At 60.5% G+C, this 22154-nt stretch carries 17 protein-coding genes and 1 tRNA gene; 8 read left to right on the top strand and 10 right to left on the bottom strand.

The features are described 5' to 3' along the window. The 3 genes from SynNOUM97013_RS00440 to SynNOUM97013_RS00430 all read left to right on the top strand — a co-directional run bounded on the left by SynNOUM97013_RS00440 (nt 1) and on the right by SynNOUM97013_RS00430 (nt 3207). The gene (locus SynNOUM97013_RS00440; protein ID WP_255442845.1) at nt 1–1245 is read left to right on the top strand and encodes an HlyD family secretion protein; all 1245 of its coding nucleotides are present in this window, start codon (nt 1–3) and stop codon (nt 1243–1245) included. Nucleotides 1246–1396: 151 nt separating this feature from the next. Then, the gene (locus SynNOUM97013_RS00435) at nt 1397–2494 is read left to right on the top strand and encodes a calcium-binding protein (protein WP_222929828.1); all 1098 of its coding nucleotides are present in this window, start codon (nt 1397–1399) and stop codon (nt 2492–2494) included. Between the two features lie 71 nt (nt 2495–2565). After that, the gene (locus SynNOUM97013_RS00430) at nt 2566–3207 is read left to right on the top strand and encodes a hypothetical protein (protein WP_186480320.1); all 642 of its coding nucleotides are present in this window, start codon (nt 2566–2568) and stop codon (nt 3205–3207) included. On the opposite strand, the gene SynNOUM97013_RS00425 is transcribed toward SynNOUM97013_RS00430, so the two are convergent. The 5 genes from SynNOUM97013_RS00425 to psbZ all read right to left on the bottom strand — a co-directional run bounded on the left by SynNOUM97013_RS00425 (nt 3204) and on the right by psbZ (nt 8656). Then, nucleotides 3204–4322, bottom strand: a complete 1119-nt coding sequence (locus SynNOUM97013_RS00425; protein ID WP_370586483.1) for a sugar transferase — start codon at nt 4320–4322, stop codon at nt 3204–3206. The two genes, SynNOUM97013_RS00430 and SynNOUM97013_RS00425, sit on opposite strands and share 4 nt — an antisense overlap. Before the next feature lie 274 nt (nt 4323–4596). Next, nucleotides 4597–7452, bottom strand: coding sequence for a preprotein translocase subunit SecA (gene secA / locus SynNOUM97013_RS00420; protein WP_186480318.1), 2856 nt, complete (start codon nt 7450–7452; stop codon nt 4597–4599). Nucleotides 7453–7768: 316 nt separating this feature from the next. After that, nucleotides 7769–7840: transfer RNA gene (locus tag SynNOUM97013_RS00415), tRNA-Gly, on the bottom strand. A 67-nt stretch (nt 7841–7907) separates the two neighbouring features. Further along, nucleotides 7908–8384, bottom strand: a complete 477-nt coding sequence (ribH, locus tag SynNOUM97013_RS00410) for a 6,7-dimethyl-8-ribityllumazine synthase (RefSeq protein ID WP_186480317.1) — start codon at nt 8382–8384, stop codon at nt 7908–7910. 83 nt (nt 8385–8467) lie between these two features. Beyond that, nucleotides 8468–8656: a photosystem II reaction center protein PsbZ gene (psbZ, locus tag SynNOUM97013_RS00405; RefSeq protein ID WP_186480316.1), complete on the bottom strand. Its 189-nt coding sequence runs from the start codon at nt 8654–8656 to the stop codon at nt 8468–8470. A 151-nt stretch (nt 8657–8807) separates the two neighbouring features. On the opposite strand from psbZ, the gene mutS reads away from it, so the two are divergent. Further along, the gene (gene mutS, locus SynNOUM97013_RS00400; protein ID WP_186480315.1) at nt 8808–11555 is read left to right on the top strand and encodes a DNA mismatch repair protein MutS; all 2748 of its coding nucleotides are present in this window, start codon (nt 8808–8810) and stop codon (nt 11553–11555) included. 17 nt (nt 11556–11572) lie between these two features. Here mutS and SynNOUM97013_RS00395 read toward each other — a convergent pair whose 3' ends face one another. From SynNOUM97013_RS00395 to SynNOUM97013_RS00385, 3 genes are all read right to left on the bottom strand, one after another. Beyond that, complete coding sequence (locus tag SynNOUM97013_RS00395; protein ID WP_186480314.1) at nt 11573–12721, bottom strand: glycosyltransferase family 4 protein; 1149 nt, start codon at nt 12719–12721, stop codon at nt 11573–11575. Nucleotides 12722–12734: 13 nt separating this feature from the next. Further along, nucleotides 12735–13892, bottom strand: coding sequence for a hypothetical protein (locus SynNOUM97013_RS13610; RefSeq protein ID WP_222929827.1), 1158 nt, complete (start codon nt 13890–13892; stop codon nt 12735–12737). A 100-nt stretch (nt 13893–13992) separates the two neighbouring features. Continuing rightward, the gene (locus tag SynNOUM97013_RS00385; protein WP_255442844.1) at nt 13993–14643 is read right to left on the bottom strand and encodes a precorrin-8X methylmutase; all 651 of its coding nucleotides are present in this window, start codon (nt 14641–14643) and stop codon (nt 13993–13995) included. A 50-nt stretch (nt 14644–14693) separates the two neighbouring features. Between SynNOUM97013_RS00385 and holA the strand changes: the two genes are divergently transcribed. Beyond that, nucleotides 14694–15674: a DNA polymerase III subunit delta gene (gene holA / locus SynNOUM97013_RS00380; RefSeq protein WP_186480313.1), complete on the top strand. Its 981-nt coding sequence runs from the start codon at nt 14694–14696 to the stop codon at nt 15672–15674. Nucleotides 15675–15755: 81 nt separating this feature from the next. Further along, complete coding sequence (locus tag SynNOUM97013_RS00375) at nt 15756–17558, top strand: aspartate kinase (protein ID WP_186480312.1); 1803 nt, start codon at nt 15756–15758, stop codon at nt 17556–17558. Nucleotides 17559–17569: 11 nt separating this feature from the next. Here the strand turns inward: SynNOUM97013_RS00375 and uvrB are convergent, their stop codons facing one another. Continuing rightward, nucleotides 17570–19606 carry an excinuclease ABC subunit UvrB gene (uvrB, locus tag SynNOUM97013_RS00370; protein ID WP_186480311.1) on the bottom strand — a complete coding sequence of 679 codons (2037 nt, stop codon included), beginning with the start codon at nt 19604–19606 and terminating at the stop codon, nt 17570–17572. 141 nt (nt 19607–19747) lie between these two features. Here uvrB and SynNOUM97013_RS00365 point away from each other — a divergent pair, with 141 nt between their 5' ends. Further along, a complete protein-coding gene (locus tag SynNOUM97013_RS00365) occupies nt 19748–20203 on the top strand; it encodes a GNAT family N-acetyltransferase (protein WP_186480310.1) in 456 nt (151 codons plus the stop codon). Between the two features lie 90 nt (nt 20204–20293). Here SynNOUM97013_RS00365 and SynNOUM97013_RS00360 read toward each other — a convergent pair whose 3' ends face one another. Then, nucleotides 20294–21067, bottom strand: coding sequence for a DUF561 domain-containing protein (locus SynNOUM97013_RS00360; protein ID WP_186480309.1), 774 nt, complete (start codon nt 21065–21067; stop codon nt 20294–20296). A gap of 73 nt (nt 21068–21140) precedes the next feature. On the opposite strand from SynNOUM97013_RS00360, the gene tilS reads away from it, so the two are divergent. Next, nucleotides 21141–22154 carry a tRNA lysidine(34) synthetase TilS gene (tilS, locus tag SynNOUM97013_RS00355; protein WP_186480308.1) on the top strand — a complete coding sequence of 338 codons (1014 nt, stop codon included), beginning with the start codon at nt 21141–21143 and terminating at the stop codon, nt 22152–22154.

Raw genomic sequence — 22154 nt, 5'->3', positions numbered from 1 at the left:
ATGAAGTCCAGTGCATCCCACCAGCAACAACCAAGGCATTCAGAACCGGTGACGTCTCCAGCTGAAAAAAACAACATGACGCCGAAACGCTTCGCCACCCCGATCAAATCAGCGCAAGATTTTGCTGAAGGATTCTTCAAAGAGCGCGACACCGAGGGAGAAGCGATACAACAATCGCCGCGCTGGATGCGCGCCACCACTTGGGGCTTGATGGGCACAGCGGGATTTGCCATCAGTTGGCTCGCGCTGGCCACGACCGACGAAGTGGTGACCGTCAGCGGAAAATTGGAACCCCTCGGCTCAGTTCAAGAGATCCAGATGCCAGTGGGAGGAATCGCCTCAGAAATCCTGGTGGAAGACGGCGAAGAGGTCAAAGCCGGTCAAGTGTTGATGCAACTGGATGCCGAAACCACCCAACAGCGACTTAAGTCACTGAGGGAAAGCCAGACACTGAAAACCAACCAACTCAAGCTGAAGGAAATCGAACTGAGACAATATCAGCTCCTGAGTGACGAAGAAATTAAAATGCTCGAGCGCAACCTCGAACTTCAAGAAGAAGTGCTGAGACGCTATGAGCTACTCAACCGACAAGGCGCAACTTCAGAACTGCAATACCTTGAGCGCCTCAACATCGTTGCTGAGACAGAGGGCAAATTAAAGCAAGCCCGCGTTGAACGGTTGCGCCAAACCTCCTCGCAGAAACAACAGATTCAGCAATTGAAAGCTGAGCTAGAAGAATTACAAGCTCGTTTAACAGAAGCATCGGTCAATCTGCGCTATCAAGCCCTGCGATCACCCGTGGACGGAATCGTATTTGACCTCAAGCCCAGAGGCGAAGGCTATGTCGCCCAGGGCACGGAGACCGTCATGAAGATCGTGCCCTACGACACACTCCAGGCCAAAGTTGAAATCCCAAGCAATCAGATTGGTTTTGTAAAAGTTGGCATGCCTGCGGATCTGAGCATTGATTCATTCCCTGCCACTGATTTCGGAGTTCTTGAAGGCGAAGTGAAGAACATTGGATCCGATGCACTGCCACCAAGCCAACAGGAGAACCGGCCCGAGTACCGATATCCAGCTCTGATTCAACTGGATAGCCAACAACTTGCTCTCAAGGGCGGCAAACAGCTTCCATTGCAAGTGGGCATGAGCCTCACTTCCAACATTAAATTAAGGAAGGTCAGCTACCTGCAGCTGCTGCTTGGCACGTTCCAAGACAAGCTGGATTCACTACGAGAAATTTGAACCATCAGCGTCAGCGAGTCAGGACAATCCACTCAACCAACTGTCCAAATCACTTGCGCCGCAGTACATCTACTTATAAAGTTTTCAAGTAGCCCTTCTCTTTGCAAAGGCCTTGGCTTACACAACTACAACTGACGCCGACGGCGCAACCTTGGTCGGAACATCCGGCTCAGATTCCACCTCCAATTCCACTGCTGGAGTCATTCAAGTCAACTCTTTCCAAGGAGCTGACACTTTGACCCTTCAAGGTGTTATTACCTCTGCTGCGGTCGGCATGGGTGGTGGCATTGACAGTGTCACTCTCAGTGGCGACACCCTGAAAAAGAAGCTGAATATCACTCTTGGTGATGCAGCTGACACATTCACGCTTAACGACAGCACTGCAGACTCTGGGATCACCGTTGGCGGTCAAGGAGGAGCTGATACCTTCACCCTTACTAATGGTGCGCTAACAACCAAGAGTCGCTTCGCTGGCGGACAAGGAGCTGACACTTTCACCGTTACCGATCTCGGCGGTGCCTCTAACACTCTGGTTGGCGGCAGCGAAAGTGATTTCTTTAACGTGACCACTCTTGATGGAGCCGGTAACTTCATCAATGGCCAAAAAGGCAACGACATTATCAAAATCGCTACTGCCATCAGTGCAGATACCACCCTGCGTGGCGGTTCTGAGGATGACACAATCACCAACAGCACTAGTACCGGTGTTGCAATGTATGGTGACGCCGGAGCAGACAAAATCACTGATGGCGCTGGCAATGCCACTCTCATCGGTGGTGGTGGCAAAGACACTTTGATCGGTGGTGATGGTCTCGACACTTATGAAGGTGGTGCTGGTGTCAACCGTTTCAAGGTTGACAAAGATGAGTCTGGCTTAACTGCAGATTCAGGCGGCAATGAAGTCGTGATCGGCGATTTCAAAGCTGGAGAAACAATTACAGTTTCTAAGAAAGAAATCATTAAAGATTTCGGTGCGGGCAACCTGCTCGATACTGGCAATGCAGCCTCAGCCAATGCAACTACTGTTGCAGCCGCTAGCGGCTCCTTTGCTGCCAACATCACCTACTTTGCCTTTGGCACTTACCTGGTTGATGGAACCTTCACCATCGCTGCAACAGGTGATGACGCAATTGTTTTCGTTGGCGACGCAGCTGCAACTACTGGCACTGGAGCGGGCGCACTCGGAAGCGATAGCTGGCTTGTGATTGATGGTGGTGCAGCTAATCTGACTGCTTCTAGCTTCGTCTGATTCACACCTACTACACTCTAATAATCTGAAAGCCCTCCAAAGTGGGGGGCTTTTTTTTGACCAAAAATTCTATGATTACTGGGAACGATTTCATATGGCTTCATCTACCAAAAACCGGCGGGACAAGCACTGCCAGACTGTTCAGAGAACTGAAGTTTCCATGTATTAATATTGATCCAGACGATGTTGATGCTAAGCATGAATCAATTCAAACTCGCTTTAAAAGTATTAATGTACTGTCAAGCAAGAAAAGCATTATTACAACACGTCGACTTGCAAGATGGTTGCTCAGCGACTGGCATCACAAGACTAAAAAAATGGGTCTCGAGATTCCGTTTGAACCAGTTAGAAGTGGCTTGTTCTACTCACTCCGACTCGGTGGCACCTGGGTAGCAGCTGATTATTGGATTCACTATTTCAACGCAACATCATGCACACACACGGTACGCCTAGAACATCTCGAAGAAGACAGCAATCGCTACGTCTTACCTCTTTTACCAAAGGGAACCATACCACTACGATTTCCAAATCAAAATACCAATCAATATAGCCGCAAAATCGAAGATTTTTTTGGGAAGCGTGATCTAAACAGAATTTACGAGAACAATCCTGCCTGGACTGCCTGGGAAGAAAAAATATACGGTAATTTGACCAAAATCAATCCAATCAATCGCTTAAAGCATAAGGCCAATCGGCTTTTTACGTCTAATTAGCGACCCTGGGCTTTCAAAATCGTTTTAATCGTACGAAAGAGAATCACCAAATCCAGCCAAGCGCTGAAATGCCTTAGATAGTAAAGATCGTACGACAACTTGAGATCAGAATCTTCGACACTGCTGGCGTAAGGTGCACAAACCTGAGCCCAGCCGCTTAACCCCGGACGCATCCAGTGGCGCTTGCGGTAATGGGCGATTTCCAGTTCTAAATTGCGCTCCAGTTCTGGACGTTCTGGCCTGGGACCAATCAAACTCATCTCACCTTTGAGCACATTAAAGAGTTGGGGCAATTCATCAATCCGGAAGCGTCTCAACCAAATACCCACCCATGTGATTCTGTGATCCCCAACAGTCGTCCACGTCGCCGGAGCATCGCTGGGTTGCACCGTCATCGTGCGCAATTTCAGAACATTAAAAGGTTCACCCAACCAACCACTGCGTTGCTGGATATAAAAAATCGGTCCTTGATCTTCAAGCCAAATCAATAATGCTGCCAACACGACGAAGGGAGCAGTAACCAGCAACAACGACATAGATACCAACACATCAGCCAAACGTTTGAGCTGAGCTTGCACGCTGAATGTGGCTGCCCAAGGAAGATCGTCGTAAGCAAGTGCATCGTCCGGCATGAGAGCGGGGGGAAATCGTTCCTGCTCCTGTTCGAATAAACGGATTAACGACAGAACCCTGAGCTGGCGAGGATCACGGCTCTCCAAGCGCTGCATTAACGGAGCGAGCTCTAAGGTCTGGCGCGATGCCGGTGTGATCGCGACAAGCAAAGGTTCTTGAGAGTGCTGCATACGCTCCAACAACACCTTCGGCTGAATCAATCTCAAGTTCTGACGCCCTGGCACACGCTTCCAGGCCCGCATGATCGGATCAACTTCATCGGGTTGGGCCAGCAACAGGAAGCGCGGTGATTCCTGCAAGAACACACCACGCCGCAAACCAACCCGCACCAACAGAGCCCAGGCCGTAATCCCTGCAATCCAGACGATCTGAACACGACGGTGCACCAGCCAGACATCAACAGCTGGGTTGATCAACCAACGGGCGATAGCCACCAACATTAAGGTTGCAAAAGCGGTCAGCAGCAGACGCTGAAGCAGCACCAACAAGGGCAAGCGGCGCCAGCGCAACACTGTAAAACTGCCGAACAACCACCCCAGCGCTGGATACGCCAACACAACGAACAACACCCAGCCCAGCTGGGCGTTCAAGCCAAGCTCAGCCGTGGGCAATCCGGTGAAATCAGGCAGAACAACGAACAGACCCAGAAGCATCAACTGCCCCAAGCCATCCAGGAGCAGCGCACGCAGCAGCAGCGAGCGATGATCTGGCATTCAGCTCAGCTTGTAATTAGGGGATTTAGGTCCATGCAAATCGTCAAGCAACTGTGCTCCTCTGCGCTTCAGGTGGTGCCGGCTGGAACATGAACATCGAATAGATCACATTGCGGCGCATGTTGGTCATCATGTCGAGGAACATGTCGTAGCCCTCATTTTTGTATTCGATCAACGGATCTTTTTGGCCATAACCACGAAGGCCAACCGACTCGCGTAAGGCATCCATGGCCTGCAAGTGTTCACGCCAGAGCGTGTCGATCTGCTGAAGGATGAAAAAGCGTTCCGCCTCGCGCATTAGGCCAGGCCGCTGCTGCTCAATCTGGCCCTCCTTGAGGTCATAGGCATTGCGCAACTGCTCCTGCAGAAATGCCTTGAGCTCCTCCATGGACAGACCCTGAAGCTGTTCAGCTTTGAGGTCCTCCAGGAGATACACAAACTCCTGCACCTTGCTCACCAATTGCGCCACATCCCACTCTTCCGGCGGCAGATCGGGATTCACATAGGCCTCCACGATTTCATTCATGGTGCGTTCGCCGTAGCCCACCACTTGCTTCTTGAGCTCGCGTCCATCCAGTACCCGGCGACGTTCGGAATACACCGCCTTGCGCTGGTTGTTCATCACCTCGTCGTACTCGAACACCTGCTTGCGGATGTCGTAGTAGTACGTTTCCACCTTCTTCTGGGCCCCCTCCAAGGAGCGGGTGAGCATGCCGGATTCAATCGGCATGTCTTCCTCCACCCGGAAGGCATTCATCAGTCCGGCCACACGATCACCGCCGAAAATGCGCAGCAGGTTGTCGCCCAGCGACAGGAAAAAGCGTGTGGAGCCCGGGTCGCCCTGACGGCCAGCACGACCGCGCAGCTGATTGTCGACCCGGCGGGATTCATGACGCTCAGTGCCAATCACGTGCAGGCCGCCGGCCTCACGCACCCTTTCGTCTTCCTGCTTCACCACCACGTCGTATTCGCCCTTCACCCGCGCGATCGCCGTGCGCAACGCAGCGATCTGCGGGTCATCGGTGGGGGCCTTCTCCGCAGCGGTGGCGATGCGATCTTCCAGCTCAATCACTGTGAGAGCCCGATCCCCCCAGGCCTTCACTAGATCGCGAGCCAGGTCGGCCAATGCCTGATCTGTCTCATCGGTGAGCTGGCAGGGGTAGAGATTGCCGATGGCGCGGGCCTCGCTGGGGGCATTGCCGTGAGGTCCGGTTGAGGGGGCCGCCTTGGCAGCAAATCCACTGGCCGCATCCGCACTGCGCTGGAGAGGCACCGGCGGACGATGGCCCTCCTCCGGACGCACCAAACGTGACAGAAGCACTTCCCGTAGCTTCAGCCGGGCCATGTAATCGCTGTTGCCACCGAGAATGATGTCGGTGCCGCGGCCGGCCATATTGGTGGCGATGGTGACGGCACCGGATCGACCCGCCTGGGCCACGATCTCGGCCTCCCGCTCCACGTTTTCCGGCTTGGCATTCAGCAGGTTGTGGGGGATGTTCTGCTCCGCCAACAAAGCACTGAGCAGTTCACTCTTCTCCACGCTGGTGGTGCCCACCAGCACCGGCCGACCCTGCTGGTGGATTTCGGCGGTTTCCTTAGCCACCGCGCGCCATTTGGCGTCTTCGGTTTTGTACACCTGATCCACCCAGTCCTGGCGGGCACGCACCCGGTTGGTGGGCACGATCGCGGTTTCGAGCTTGTAGGTCTTTTCGAATTCGGTTTCCTCGGTCTTGGCCGTGCCGGTCATGCCGGCCAACCGCGGATAAAGCAGGAAGAAGTTCTGGTAGGTGATGGAGGCCAGGGTCTGCGTCTCCGGCTGGATCGGCAGCTGCTCCTTGGCTTCAATCGCCTGGTGCTGGCCATCACTCCAACGGCGACCCGGCATCACCCGGCCGGTGAATTCATCGACGATCACCGCTTCGCCATCGCGGACGATGTAGTTCACATCCCGGGTGAACAAATCCTTGGCCTTGAGGGCATTGGTGATGTAGTGAGCCCAAGGGTCCTGTGGGTCGTAGAGGTCACTGACGCCGATCATCTGCTCGGCCTTGGCGAAGCCTTCATCAGTGAGCGTGCAGCTGCGCTGCTTCTCATCTACCTCGTAATCGCCTTCGGGATCGATGCCGTCCTTGCCCATTTCTTCAGCCCGGGTGAGGTAGGAAGCCACCTCCGCCGCTTTCTGATATTTCTCCTGAGGCCGTTCCACCTGGCCGGAAATGATCAGAGGGGTGCGGGCCTCATCAATCAGGATCGAATCGACCTCGTCAATCACGCAGAACTGGAACTCCCGCTGCACCACCTCACTGATGTCGGCGGCCATGTTGTCGCGCAGATAATCAAACCCCAGCTCTGAGTTGGTGGCGTAGGTGATATCGCAGCCGTAATTGCTGCGCCGCTCTGCCGGTGCCATGTCCTGCTGGATCAAGCCAACGGACAAGCCCAGGAAACGGTGCACCTGACCCATCCACTCCGCATCGCGGCGGGCCAGATAGTCGTTCACGGTCACCACGTGGACGCCGCGGCCTGTGAGGGCATTGAGATAACTGGGCAGCGTGGCCACCAGGGTCTTGCCTTCGCCGGTCTTCATCTCAGCGATCTGGCCTTCATGCAGCACCATGCCGCCGATCAGCTGCACGTCGAAATGGCGCATGCCTAGGACGCGTTTGCCTGCTTCGCGCACCACCGCGAACGCTTCCGGCAACAGCTCATCCAACACTGGGCGCTGCTGGTCGAGCGTTCCCGCATTCTCGAGACGCTGACGGAACTCTGCGGTGCGCCGGCGCAGGTCGTCATCGCTGAGCGGTGCGATCTCCTCTTCGAGCAGATTGATGTCTGAAACGATCGGCTGATAGCGCTTCAGCTTGCGGGCATTGGGGTCACCCAGCAACAGCTTGAGCATGGAAACCGATCAGCGCAGTGAGAGCAAGCTTACTGAGCTGATGCTTGGAACCAGCTGGAATCCAGGATTCTTTGCCGGATGCCCGCAGCATCAGCGCGGAACACCAGTGCTTGAACTCTGATTGTTTCGGCAAATCCGCCTTCTATTGGTCTTTCGTTCGTGTCAAACAATTTAAAAACTTCTCAAGCTCATCGAACTGAGTAATTGTCAGATCACTAAAAAATGATCTCATGATTTGAGAACATCGACATTTAGAAATCAGCTAACGAACCACTTGGGGAGATCTAATTTCCGGAAATGGAAATTGATCGTCAAAAGCGGATGAAGAGATTCGAACTCTCGACCCTCTCCTTGGCAAGGAGATGCTCTACCACTGAGCTACATCCGCAAGTCGGTTGTGAGGTTGTCTCCCTCACGACCAGATGAGTATGCACCACCGGGGTGCCCTCAGGCAATCAGCTCAACGCCTTCATCAATGAACCCATCTCCAGTGCTTCCAGGCCATAGCTCCAACCCAAGTTGTTCTTGATGCCGGCACGCTCCAGGGCCTGCTGCATGGTGTCGGTGGTCAGCACCCCAAAAATGACGGGCACCGCCGTGTCGCGGGACACGGCGGCCACCCCCTTACTGGCTTCCGCCACCACCACATCGAAATGCGGAGTGTCGCCGCGAATCACAGCCCCAAGGGTGATCAGCACGTCGTACCGACCACTGCGGGCCATGGTTTGCGACACCAAAGGAAGCTCGAAGGAGCCAGGTACCCAGGCCACATCCAGCTGAGCGCTGGTGGCAGAAGCATCAACGCCATGACGCGTGAGGCAATCCAGGCAGCCGCTCAGCAACTTGCTGGTAACCAGATCATTGAAACGGGCCACCACCACACCGATGCGGAGGGATTGCGCATCCGTGAAGCGACCTTCGAAGGTGGCCATGCCGTTGCCGAAAACTGATCACATGCTCCCACTTCAGTGGGAGCCACCGCGACGATTCAGTTCAAATGCCGACCCGCTCGGTATCAGACCACGAAGAAGCTGACGCCCCAGTTGAGCAGCACGAGTCCCACCCAGGCGATGCCGCCAAGCAGGATCAAGCGGTTGGAGCGGCCACTGTCTTCATTGGAGGCGTACAGCACAGGTACAGCCACAATCAGGGCAAACGACATCACCACCAGGGCCAGAACGGTGAGGGTGTTGAGGATCTGCATGGAATCAGTCGACGCCAGGTCGGATCGTGAGATTCTCACACGTTGACCGCTTCTGCGCGGCAACGGGCCTCAGCAACCTTCACAGCTTGTGGTGAAGGCGATGGCAAAGCCCCTTACGATCACCTCCCCGCTGGACTCCTGAGTGCCTCAAATGGACCTGGCCCTGCAGGGAAATCTGTTCGGTGAACCCGAAACCGCACCCCAAAAGGCGAGCTCAGAGCCGGCGGCAGCGAGTGACACCAGCCTCGACGACAACGCGCTGACCGAAGACGCCCGCGCCCGGCCTCGGCAGCGCGCGAGTGCCGAGCCAGCCGCTGATACCAGCACCACAGCGCCGGCAGCTGCTGAAGACGCAGGCCCGGCCTCCGGCCAAAGCGATGACGATGACCTCCCCGCCTGGAGCCATCACAGCCTGGTAGACCCGGCACAGCTCACACCGATGCTGCGCCACTACGTGGAACTCAAGGCGAGCCATCCCGAACGGGTGCTGCTCTATCGCCTGGGCGATTTCTTCGAGTGCTTCTTTGAAGATGCGATTGAACTGTCCCGGTTGCTAGAGCTGACGCTCACCGGCAAAGAGGGCGGCAAAAGCATTGGCCGGGTGCCGATGGCGGGCATCCCGCATCACGCCGCCGAGCGCTATTGCGCTGAACTGATTCGCAAAGGCCGCAGTGTTGCTCTCTGCGACCAACTGGAAACAGCACCTGCCAAAGGCAGTGCCAAGGGCACCTTGCTCAAACGCGACATCACTCGCGTGCTCACACCGGGCACCGTGCTGGAGGAGGGCATGCTCAGCGCCCGCCGCAACAACTGGCTTGCAGCACTGGTGGTCGAACCGGCAAAGGGCCAGCAGCCTTTGCGCTGGGGGCTCGCCCGTGCGGATGTAAGCACTGGCGAATTGGTGTTGCTGCAGCAGGAGAACAGCGGCGATTTGCATCAGGAGTTGGCACGACTGGATCCCGCCGAACTGGTCTGGGGCCCAGGGCCTGAACTCACTGCGCCAAGCAACAACACGGGCCGTCCTGCCTGGTGCCCCGAGCGCTTGCAGCTCACGGCCATGGCGAGCACGCCCTTCAGCCGGCCGGAAGCCGAGCAGGCGTTGCTGAACCACTACCGGCTGAGCACCCTCGACGGACTCGGACTGCAGGATCATCCCCTGGCCCTACGCGCCGCTGGAGGTCTGCTCGCCTACCTACAAGACACCCGGCCCCTAGAAGACGACGACCTCCATGCGCCGCCACTCGAGCGGCCCCAGTTGCGCTTCAAGGGCGATGCCCTGGTGCTTGATGCCCAGACGCGCCGCAATCTGGAACTGACCTGCACCCAGCGCGACAACCAATTCCAAGGGTCGCTGCTCTGGGCCATCGACCAGACGCTGACGGCCATGGGCGGCCGCTGCCTACGCCGGTGGCTTGAAGCCCCGCTGGTGCAGACCGATTCCATCCAGCAGCGCCAGACCAGTGTCAGCACCCTGGTCTCCGCCAGGCCTCTGCGCCAATCACTCAGGCGCCTGCTGCGGCCCATGGGCGATCTCGAACGCCTGGCCGGCAGAGCCGGAGCGGGCCAAGCCGGTGCCCGCGATCTGGTGGCCATCGCCGATGGCCTGGAACGCCTGCCCCAACTCGCTGGACGGATCAACGGACAACTCAGCGATGGCCCCGACTGGCTGCAGCAACTGCTCGAACCGGATCCTGCGCTGCAGACGCTGGCCCAGACGATCCGCCACCAGCTGCTCGACAGCCCACCCCTCAGCCTCAGCGAGGGCGGCCTGATCCATGACGGCGTCGACCCTCTGCTCGATGGCCTGCGCAACCAGCTCGACGATCAAGACCACTGGCTTGCCCAGCAAGAACAGCAGGAACGGCAGCTAAGTGGAAACACCAACCTGCGGCTTCAGTATCACCGCACCTTTGGCTATTTCCTCGCCGTCAGCAAAGCCAAATCCACCGCCGTTCCCGACCACTGGATCCGGCGCCAGACCCTGGCCAACGAGGAGCGTTTCATCACGCCCGATCTCAAGGCACGAGAAGGAACCATCTTCCAGCTCAAGGCCAGGGCCGCGCAGCGGGAATACGAGCTTTATTGCCAGCTCCGAGAAGCGGTGGGCCTGCAAGCCGAATCCATCCGGCGTGCTGCCCGCGCCGTGGCCGGTTTGGATGCCCTCTGCAGCCTCGCGGAGGTGGCGGCCACCGGCGGCTGGTGCGCACCGCTGATCACCGATAGCCGCACCCTCGCCGTGGAGGGCGGCCGGCACCCGGTGGTGGAGCAGCTGCTGGCCGACGAACGTTTCACCCCCAACGACGTGCAGCTGGGAGCAGGCACGGATCTGATGGTGCTCACCGGCCCCAATGCCAGTGGCAAGAGCTGCTATCTGCGCCAAATCGGCCTGATTCAGCTGCTGGCGCAGGTGGGCGGTTGGGTGCCGGCCGCCTCAGCCCGCATCGGCATTGCCGATCGCATCTTCACCCGGGTGGGGGCTGTGGATGATCTGGCCGCGGGCCAATCCACCTTCATGGTGGAAATGGCCGAAACCGCCAACATCCTGCATCACGCCAGCGATCGCTCGCTGGTGCTGCTGGATGAAATCGGACGCGGCACCGCCACCTTCGATGGCCTCTCCATTGCCTGGGCGGTGAGCGAGCACCTGGCCGGAGATCTGCAGGCCCGCACGGTGTTTGCCACCCACTACCACGAGCTCAATGCCCTGGCGGACCAGCGCAGCAACGTGGCCAATTTCCAGGTGCTGGTGGAAGAAACCGGGGATGATCTGCTGTTTCTACATCGCGTCGCCCCCGGTGGTGCCAGCCGCAGCTACGGCATCGAAGCCGCCCGCCTCGCTGGTGTGCCCACCCCTGTGGTGCAAAGAGCCCAGCAAGTGCTGGACCGCTTAGCCGCCTGATGCACCGCCAGCCAGCATCAGCGTGCTGGCTGGAACAACCCCTGGAGTGTGCTTAGCCACACCGCACGGGCAAAGAGCTGCCGGTAGCGCAAGCGGGCTTGCTGCCCCAACTGAACCCGCCACGCCGGCTGATCCGCCAGCGCCTGCAACACCTCACGCAGTTCTTCAGGTTGCTGCGACCAGGTGAAGCCAGGCAATTGCCCCACCCAACCCATGCCTGAGCGCCGACGCTGAAAGGCCAAAGCAGGAATCCCCGCAGCCATGGCCTCCAGCTGCACGATGCCAAACGCTTCGGTGCTGCGATCGGAGGGGAGGACGAGCACATCGGCCGTGGCCAGACAGGCCTGCTTGGCCTCTTCCGACAGTCGTCCCAAGAAGCTCACCTGCTCGCTGCTGCGTGCGCCGATGCGTTGCTGGCACAACAGCTCAAACGCAGCCCGGCGGGGACCATCACCCACCACCAAAAGCTGCCAGGGACCACGCACCCCTGCCAACGCTTCAATCAACCAATCCAAGCGTTTGTAACTGTCCAGGCGACCGATGAACACAACCTTGAAAGGACTGCCTTCAGGAACGGCCTGACGCGGCATGGCCAGACCCACTGCTTCCTGCTCGTGACTGAGACAGCAAGGCAGCACCATCACGCGCTGAGGCTGACAACCACCGCTGATCAAGGCATCGCGCAGCACAGGAGAGGTGGTCACCACCCCCGAGAGCCAAGGCACCGTTTGCAGGGCCAACTGCTGATAAAGCGCATGCAGACGGCCGGTCCAGCCATCCCCAGATTCCACAAAACAGTGCCAATGCGCTGTGACGCGTCGGCGTCGGTTGAACAAGCGCGCCAACAGCAACACCGCCAGCACACCCGGTGAGGGCAAGTGACCATGCAGCGGCTGCTTGGAATTCAGCAGCTGCCACAACGCCCGCGATGGCCATGGAAGCCGCAGACGCGCCACTGGCGGAGTGCAGGCCAAGCGTCGACGTGGATACGCCACGGGCAACGCGTCGTGGGCCTGGCCAGACAGGCCCTGAGCGTCCAGGCTCCAAACGGTGCCGCCCCAGACCACCGCTAATTCATGAGCGACTCTCTCAACCCCGCCATACCCAGGCGGCCACTCGCGCAACAACTGTTCCGTCATGGCTGCATCCAAGGACGCCACACCCATTCAGCCGGTCCAATCACACAAGATTGATCACACTGGAATCCAATGAAGCAAGGCTTACGCCCAAGAGGGTCGTGGCGCCGAAGGCCGTCGAGATCTCCACACCCTGGACACCCTGCGCGACGCGATACGACACATCACTGGACAGCTCCAAACGATCGCCTGCAGCGGCATCAAATCCCCCGATCACATCAAAGCCCGCCGACAAACGGAAACGATCAGCCCCACCATCACCCCACAACTGATCATTTCCAGCACCGCCATTGAGCCAGTCAGCGCCCTCGCCACCCTGGATCAGGTCATCACCATCACCACCAGAAAGGCGGTCATCTCCAACGCCTCCCAGCAGCCGATCATTCGCCAACCCTCCACGCAAAACATCCGCCGACGACGCACCCGTCAATGCATCGGGGCCAGCCTCAAAAAATGCCGTGGTCTGGAGGGGAATGTCAGGCATCACACCAGGGGCGAGCGGTTCAGCTCCCCAGATCTGCACCAGGGCTTGGAGGTCGTTGTCAGTGAAGAATTCAGGCCACACGCCACTCAGAGGAAGCCGGTAGGCCATCACCGTTTCTTCTGGAAAGGCACTGGTCCATGGATTGGTACTGCCATTCACCGTGTCTCCATCCGCAGCCTCGAACGGATGCTCCAGTCCCAAGGCATGACCGAACTCATGCAGCAACACATAGCGGCGAAAGTTCTCGTCATTGGCCAGCTCAGGCTCATTGATGAAGAGTTCCCAACCACCGAATCCCGAGGTTGTCGCCAAACCCACGGTGGTCCCTGATCCAGCCTCACCGAGATCAATCTGCGTGTCATAGAAGAGATCGACATCGGCGCCAATCGCCGTAGCTGACTCACGAAAATCAAGGTCGAGAATGGCATCCAACCTCGCGACCGTCGATCGGAAGAACGCCTGGTCCTCGAGGGAAATCGGCAGCGACTGAATCACTTGCAGGCCAAAGCCACCACCGTCAATGACAACCGGTCCCCCGGGCGTATGCAGGTAAAAATCCAGAACACCATCCGTTGCGGTGAACTGACGGGTCAGTGCTGCACTGCCTTCATCGATCAGAACAGCAGGAGCGATGGACAGACCCTTCAACACACGGCCGTCATCGATCTCACCGGCCTGGAAAGCTTGCGCCTGTGCACGCTCACAGAGGACACACATGGTGAACGGCGACCTCTTAGTAATTTTTTGAAGCTAAGCGAATGCGCCAGGTCACCAATGACCGAACGATGACCAAAGGCTGAGCAACTGCTGAGATCGCTCAACAAGATCCCTCCGAAGCCCGAAGCAAGGCATTCACCGCTGCTGCCACCAAGCCAGCGCCGCCGCGGGTGCCCTCCAGACGGATCTGATCCAGCGACGTCGACGCCAGCCGTCGCTTGCTTTCCGGCACCCCCACGAATCCCACCGGCATGCCGATCACCAGCGCAGGCCTAGGGGCCCCGGCATCCACCTGATCCAACAGCTGTTCCAGGGCCGTCGGCGCACTGCCCACCAACACCAGCGGCATCGGCTGACCCGCCGTCTGGGCCGCGGTGGTGAGCTCCGGCCAGCAGCGCTGCATCGCCGCCGCTGAACGCGTGGACCCCTCGGGTGACTGCGGCGGGGCCCAATCCAGCAAACAGCGCACGGAGGTGCCAAGCGTGCGCCGGGCCATCGGCGACACCGCCGCCGCGGCCATTGCCGTGTCCGTGAGTACCAGGGCCCCCTGACGCAGGGCCTCCAGCCCTTGTTCGCATGCGCCTGGACTGAAACGCAATACCGGCGCCAGACCGGGGTCGCCACTGCTGTGCACCAGCCGCTCCAGCACCTGCTGCTGCAGGGGATCCAGCCCCGTCTCACCGAGCAGAGCACGGATGCGGCGAATGCTCTCGGTGAAGATCGGGTGATCAGCCAAAGGTGCTCCTGTCACGGCGACTGCCAATCAGGGCAGACTTCGGCATTCTCCGACGACCCGCCGCGATGCCAATCCAGCTGCTGTGGGGCGACGATTCCGCCGCGCTGGAACGCGCCATCCAGACCGTGATCGACAAGGACGTCGATCCCTGCTGGGCCAGCGTCAATGTGAGCCGCCTCGACGGCAGCGAATCCGCTCAGGCACGCCAGGCGCTGGAAGAGGCAATCACTCCACCCTTCGGCGGAGGGGCGCGCGTGGTGCTGTTGCAGCGCTCGCCGTTTTGCAATGCCTGCCCCAGCGAACTGGCGGAACGCTTTGAAGGCGCTCTCGACGGCATCCCAGACAGCACTCATCTGCTGCTCTGCAATCCCGCCAAGCCCGATGGCCGGCTGCGCACCACCAAGGCGCTGATGAAACGGGTCAAAGCGGGCGCCGCCAGCGAACGCAGCTTCAAGCTGCCAGCCGTGTGGGATGGCGCCGGTCAGCGCCAACTGGTGGAACGCACCGCCCATGAACTCAACCTGAAACTCGAACCCGCTGCAGTTGATGCGCTGATCGATGCCATCGGCAGCGACAGCGCCAGGCTGACGATGGAGCTGCAGAAGCTGGCCCTGCATGCCGAGAGCAACGGCGAAGCCAGAATCAGCGCCAAGGCCGTGGAGACGCTGATCAGTGGCCTCAGCACCAACGCCCTGCAGGTGGGTGACGCCCTGCTCGCCGGCGATCCTGGCCAGGCCATCGCCCTACTCGATGCCCTGATCGATGTGGGCGAACCGGCCCTGCGGGTGGTGGCCACCCTCACCGGTCAGATCCGGGGTTGGCTGTGGGTGCTGCTGCTCGAACAGCAGGGAGAACGGGATGTGGCGGTGATTGCCAAGGCCGCTGGCATCGGCAACCCCAAGCGCATCTATGTGATGCGCAAGCAGCTTCAAGGCCGCTCACCCCAGCGCTGCCTCAACCTGCTGGGGCGGCTGCTCGATGTGGAAGCAGCCCTCAAGCGGGGGGCACAACCGGGCGATGCCTTCCGCGACGGGCTGTTGGGATGAATGGGCTGCTCGGATCAACAGCTTGCTGAGATCAATCAGAACGCTCAGTGAGACAATCGCCAGCGACATGAGGCGGCGTGGATGGCCCTGCTGGTGCAGAAGTTCGGCGGCACCTCCGTCGGCAGCGTGGAGCGCATCCAGGCCGTGGCCCGGCGCATTGCCGCCTGCAAGGAAGAAGGGCACGAGCTGGTGATCGTGGTGTCGGCCATGGGGCACACCACCGATGAACTGACGGCCAAGGCCAACGCCATCAGCAGCAACCCGCCCCAGCGGGAAATGGACATGCTGCTGGCCACCGGTGAGCAGGTGTCGATCGCCTTGCTGTCGATGGCCCTGCATGAGCTGGGTGTGCCGGCGATTTCCATGACCGGCCCGCAGGTGGGCATCGTCACCGAATCGGCCCACGGCAAGGCGCGCATCCTCGATGTGCGCACCGACCGGCTGCGCAGTCGGCTCGCGGAAGGCCGCGTGGTCGTGGTCGCCGGGTTCCAGGGCACCAGTCAGAGCAGTGGCGGCACCGCGGAAATCACCACGCTTGGCCGCGGTGGCTCCGACACCTCCGCCGTGGCCCTGGCCGCCGCACTGGGTGCTGACGCCTGCGAGATCTACACCGATGTGCCCGGCGTGCTCACCACCGACCCACGCAAGGTGGAGGACGCGCAGCTGATGCAGCAGGTGAGCTGCGACGAAATGCTTGAGCTGGCCAGCCTCGGTGCGGCAGTGCTGCACCCCCGGGCGGTGGAGATCGCCCGTAACTACGGGGTCACCATGGTGGTGCGCTCCAGCTGGAGTGATGAACCGGGCACCACGCTCACCAGCCGCAGCGCCCGTCCGATCGGCCGCGAGGGTCTGGAACTGGGCCGACCCATCGACGGGGCCGAACTGGTGGAGCATCAGGCCGTGCTGGCCCTCTCCCATGTTTCGGATCAACCGGGCGTGGCGGCCCAGCTGTTCGAAAGCCTCTCCGCAGGGGACGTGAACGTGGATCTGATCATCCAGTCCACCCAAGAGGGCAACAGCAACGACATCACCTTCACGGTGGCGGAAGCCGATCTGGAGAAAGCGCGCAGCATCTGCGAAACCCTGATCCAGAGCCTCGGCGGCGAGCTGGTGGCCCAACCGGGCATGAGCAAGCTGAGCATCAGCGGGGCCGGCATCATGGGCCGCCCCGGCATCGCCGCCGGTCTGTTCCAGACCCTCTCGCGCGCCGGCATCAACCTGCGCCTGATCGCCACCAGCGAAGTGAAGGTGAGCTGTGTGGTGGCAGCCGACGTGGGCAGCAAAGCCCTGCAAGCCACCCAGGAAGCCTTCGAGCTGGAAGCGGGTCAGATCAACCTCAACCCCCCCGCCAGCGGCGACGGTGAGCCAGAAGTGCGCGGTGTGGCGCTGGACCGCGACCAGGCCCAGGTGAGCGTGCGCCGCGTGCCCGACATCCCGGGGACCGCCGGGGCCCTTTGCAATGCCCTTGCTGATGCCGGCATCAGCCTCGACGCCATCGTGCAGTCGGAACGCCAGCACGAGGACGGCAGCCGCGACATCAGCTTCACACTCAAGCGTGAGGACCGTGCCGCGGCCGATCGCGCCCTCAGCGCCCTGCTGGCGCAGTGGCCCGGGGCCCTGCTGGAGGACGGCCCAGCCATCGCACGGGTGAGTGCGGTGGGTGCCGGCATGCCCGCCACCGCTGGAACCGCGGGACGGATGTTCCGCTACCTGGCGGATGCCGGCGTGAACATCGAAATGATCGCCACCAGCGAAATCCGCACCAGCTGCGTGGTGGCGGAAGCGGACGGCATCGCCGCCCTGCAGGCCGTGCATGCCGGCTTCCAACTCGGCGGCAGCACCCGACATGAAGCCCAGGGCACCGAATCACCCCTGACTGTCTGAGCCTTTGAGCCTCAGGCGTTGCCCACCAGCTTCTGACGCAGCTTCTTGATGCGATCGCGCAGGTTGGCTGCTTCCTCGAAATCGAGCTTCTTGGCCGCATCTTTCATCTTGGCTTCGAGCTGGTCGATCAGTTCGGGCAACGCATCCAGAGCCATGCCATCGGCATCGTCTTCAAGAGCCTTCACGGCCTTGCCGGCCACCTCCACCAGGTCGGCATCCGGCCCATCGGTCTTGAGTTTTCGCGAAAGCTCCAGAAACGACAGAATCGAATTGCTGGCTTTCTTGCCCGCCGCGGTGGGCACGATGCCGTGCTTCTCGTTGTAGGTCTGCTGGATCTTGCGGCGTCGTTCGGTCTCCTCGATTGCCTTGGCCATCGATTCGGTCATGTTGTCGGCGTAGAGCAGCGCCACACCTTCCACGTGGCGCGCGGCGCGTCCAATGGTCTGGATCAGTGAACGCTCGGCCCGCAGAAAACCCTCCTTGTCGGCATCGAGGATCGCCACCAAGCTCACCTCCGGTAGATCCAGACCTTCCCGCAGCAGGTTCACACCCACCAGCACGTCGTACTCGCCAAGACGCAGGTCCTGGATGATCTCGATGCGCTCGATCGAATGGATTTCCGAGTGCAGGTAACGCACCCGCACCTCGTTCTCCGCCAGGTAATCCGTGAGGTCTTCCGCCATCCGCTTGGTCAGCGTGGTCACCAGCACCCGCTGCTGCTTCTTGGCCCGGTCGCGGATCTCGCCGAGCAGGTCATCCACCTGGCCAGTGGTGGGCCGCACTTCGACGATCGGGTCCAGCACGCCCGTGGGCCGGATCACCTGCTGGGCCACCTGGCCGTCACTCACCTCCATCTCCCAGTTGCCGGGGGTGGCACTGACAAACACCGTCTGACGCGCCTTGGTCCAGAACTCCTCGCCCTTGAGCGGACGGTTGTCCGCAGCACTAGGCAGGCGGAACCCATGGTCAATCAGCACCTTCTTGCGCGCTTGGTCGCCGTTGTACATCGCCTGCAACTGCGAACAGGTGACGTGGCTCTCATCCACGATCAGCAGCCAGTCGTCGGGGAAATAGTCGATCAGGCATTCGGGTGCTGAGCCGGGCTCACGGCCGGCCAGATGGCGGGCGTAGTTCTCCACGCCATTGCAGTAGCCCACCTGCTGGAGCATCTCCAGGTCGTAGGTTGTGCGCTGCTCAAGTCGCTGCGCCTCCAAGAGCTTGCCTTCCGTGTTCAGGAACTCCAGCTGATCCCTGAGCTCCACGCGGATGTCCTTCACCGCTGAATCCAGGCGATCCTTCGGGGTCACGAAGTGCTTCGCCGGGTAGATGTTGATGTTGTCGAGGCTCTGGAGAATTTCTCCGGTGGTGGGGTCGACGTAGCGGATCGCCTCCACCTCATCGCCGAACAACTCCACCCGCACCAGACGGTCTTCGTAGGCAGGGCCGATCTCGAGCACATCTCCCTTCACGCGGAAGCGACCGCGGGTGATGTCGAGATCGTTGCGGCTGTACTGATTGTTCACCAGCTCCCGCAGGGATCCGCGCAGGTCGAGCGATTCCCCAACGCGGAACTCCACCGCAGCCTTGAGGTATTCGCTGGGAATGCCCAGGCCGTAGATGCAGCTGATCGACGCGACGACGATCACATCGCGACGTTCAAACAGCGAGCGCGTCGCTGAGTGGCGCAACATGTCGATCTCTTCGTTAATCGACGCTGTCTTGGCGATGTAGGTGTCGCTGACCGGAACGTAGGCCTCCGGTTGGTAGTAGTCGTAGTAAGAGATGAAGTATTCAACGGCGTTGTGAGGGAAAAATTCCCTCAGCTCATTGCAGAGCTGCGCGGCCAGCGTCTTGTTGTGAGCGAGCACCAGTGCCGGACGACCGGTCTGGGCGATCACATTGGCCATCGTGAAGGTCTTGCCCGTGCCGGTAGCGCCCAGAAGCGTCTGATAGCGCTGCCCGCCATTCACCCCCTCCACGAGTTGCTTGATCGCGGTCGGCTGATCCCCTTTGGGGCTGTAAGGCGCGGAGAGGTCGTAGGCGGGCATGGTCCTTGCCTGGTGAAGCCCTATTGAGGGTTGTTCAGGTTACGGGGATCGGCTGTGAGCGTCGTGACCAACAACCGAGGAACCAGCCGTCGGCAAGGCCACCACCAGCGGGCAAGATGAAACCCTCTGGCGGTGCAACCCGTGACTCCGATCCGGCTGGTTCACCATGCACCTGGCGCCCCAGGCCTGCGCTGGTTCGGCATCGGTCCGGATCTCTGCCCCACGCGGGCGCTGCTCAAGTTGCAGCGTCTGTTTGATCGCCACGCCTTCTGGGCCCGGGGACGCAGCTTTGGGCAACTGCGGCGCTTGCTCTCGGGCAGTGATGCCGTGGTGAGCCTGTGGCGCGGCAAACGACTGGTGGGCTTCGGGCGCGCCACCTCCGACGGCTTCAGTCGTGCCGTGCTGTGGGACATCGTGGTCGCCGGTGATCTCCAGGGCCATGGCCTCGGCCGGCGTGTGCTGGAGGAATTGCTGCATGCACCCGCCGTTGTTGGTGTGGAGCGGGTGTATCTGATGACCACCAACAGTGCTGGCTTTTACCGCCAACTGGGCTTCCGTGATGCCGACCCACAGCAGCTGATGGTGTTGCGCCGCTAAGGCAGGTCAACGCTGTGGGGATGACAACGAAAAGCCCCCCGGAACCAAAAGGCACCAGGGGGACCATGAACCAATGGCCTTGACGAGAGTTCAGACCCGGCTGACCACAGCGCTGCTCAGTGCTTCACGCAATCCGCGCACCACGGCCACCATCGCCAGCTCATCGTCGAGACGGTTCACAGCGGAACCAACGCCCACACCGGAAGCACCAGCTGCAATCGCCATCGGCAAAGTCACCGCAGACAGACCCGACGCGCAAAGTACCGGTGCACTTTCACCGGCCTGTTGCAGCGCAGCACTGATGCTGTGGGCTGCCGCCAGGGTGGGAGCCGCTTTCTCAATCAAGCCGAGGCTGCCGGGGCTGAAGGGCTTGGCGCTGGTGCCGCCCTCGGTCTGGATCAGGTCGGCACCGGCGGCCACCAGATCCACGGCCAGCTGCTGCTGCTGATCCATGGGCAGCACGTGGGGCACGGTGACGCTCAGCACCACCTCAGGCAGCAGTGCCCTGGTCTGGCGAGTGAGCTCCAGCACTTCCTCAGCACCGAAGATGCGGCCCTGGGGATAGAAGGCGTCGAAGTTGCCGATTTCCACCATCACGGCACCGGCGGCAACAGCGGCAGGGAACTGCTCGGGCTCCACCGACGACACACACACCGGCACACCACCGGAGGCCTCGATGGCCAGCTTGACCAGCGCGGGATCACAGGCCACATCGATCAGGTCGGCACCGCCCATGCCAGCGGCGCGCGCCACGCGAGCGACCGAGTCAGCCTCGAAGTTCATCAGGCCGGCGATCACCTTGAGGGCGGAACGCTGTTCCAGGCTGCGGCGAAGGGCGGCGGGCAGCAGAGAAAGGCGGGACATCCAGCTGATATCAGATGAGTCCATCCTCCCACCGCATGAGCGGGCAGGATCAAGGCGGTGTTGATGCAGCGCAATGACAGCCGGCACGCCGTGGCTGAACTGGCACGACCGGCTGCACCGCCAGCTGCTGCAGGATCCGCAGTGGCTGCCCAAGGGCAGCACCCTCGTGCTGGCTGTCTCAGGCGGCCAGGACTCGATGGCGCTGCTGGGACTGCTGCGTGATCTCCGCCGCCAGCACCAGTGGACGCTGCAGCTGTGGCACGGCGACCATGGCTGGCATGAGGGATCAGCCCAAATCGCCCGCGAGCTGCAGCAGTGGTGCCAAGACCAACAGCTGGAGCTCAGCCTCAGCCGCGCCGATGCCAGCATCACCAGCAGCGAAGCCAAAGCCCGCGACTGGCGTTACGCCGAACTGACACGGCTGTGCCGGCAACGGCAGACGAATGGCAACGCCTCCATCACGGTGGTGACTGGTCACACCGCCAGCGACCGGGCCGAAACGCTACTGCTCCAACTCAGCCGCGGCACGGATCTGGCTGGCCTGGGCAGCCTCAGGCGCCAGCGCCCCCTCAGCGCCGACGCCGGTGATGGCATCCAACTGAGTCGTCCGCTGCTCGGCTTCAGCCGCGACGACACCGCAAGCATCTGCCGCGACCTGCAACTGCCGGTGTGGCTGGATCCCAGCAACAGCGACCCTCGCTTTGACCGCAACCGCATCCGCCGGGAGGTGCTGCCGGTGTTGGAAGACCTGCACCCTGGCTGCAGTCAACGCATGGCGGACTTGAGTGAGCGAATGTCCCAAGTGCAGGACACTCAGGTCGCCCTGGTGGAGCTCAGCCTCCATCAGCTGCAATCCAAGGCAGGGCAATTGCAACGGCTGGATTTGCAGCAGCAACCCGCAGCCGTGCGGCGAACACTGCTACGGCACTGGCTGCAAAGCCAAGGCGTGGGGTCCCTAACAGCGCGGCAGCTGGAGGAGCTCAGTGCTGCCATCGCCACGGGCCAGCCCCCAGGCGAACGCCATCTGGCCGGCGGCCGGCGGATCCATTGGTGCCGGAACTGGGTACAACTGGGTGAACAGGGCTGA

The organism is Synechococcus sp. NOUM97013 (genome assembly GCF_014279815.1).
Classification (GTDB): Bacteria; Cyanobacteriota; Cyanobacteriia; order PCC-6307; family Cyanobiaceae; genus Synechococcus_C.
Note: the sequence above shows the minus strand (reverse complement) of the source record. Positions and strands in the feature narration are given on the sequence as shown.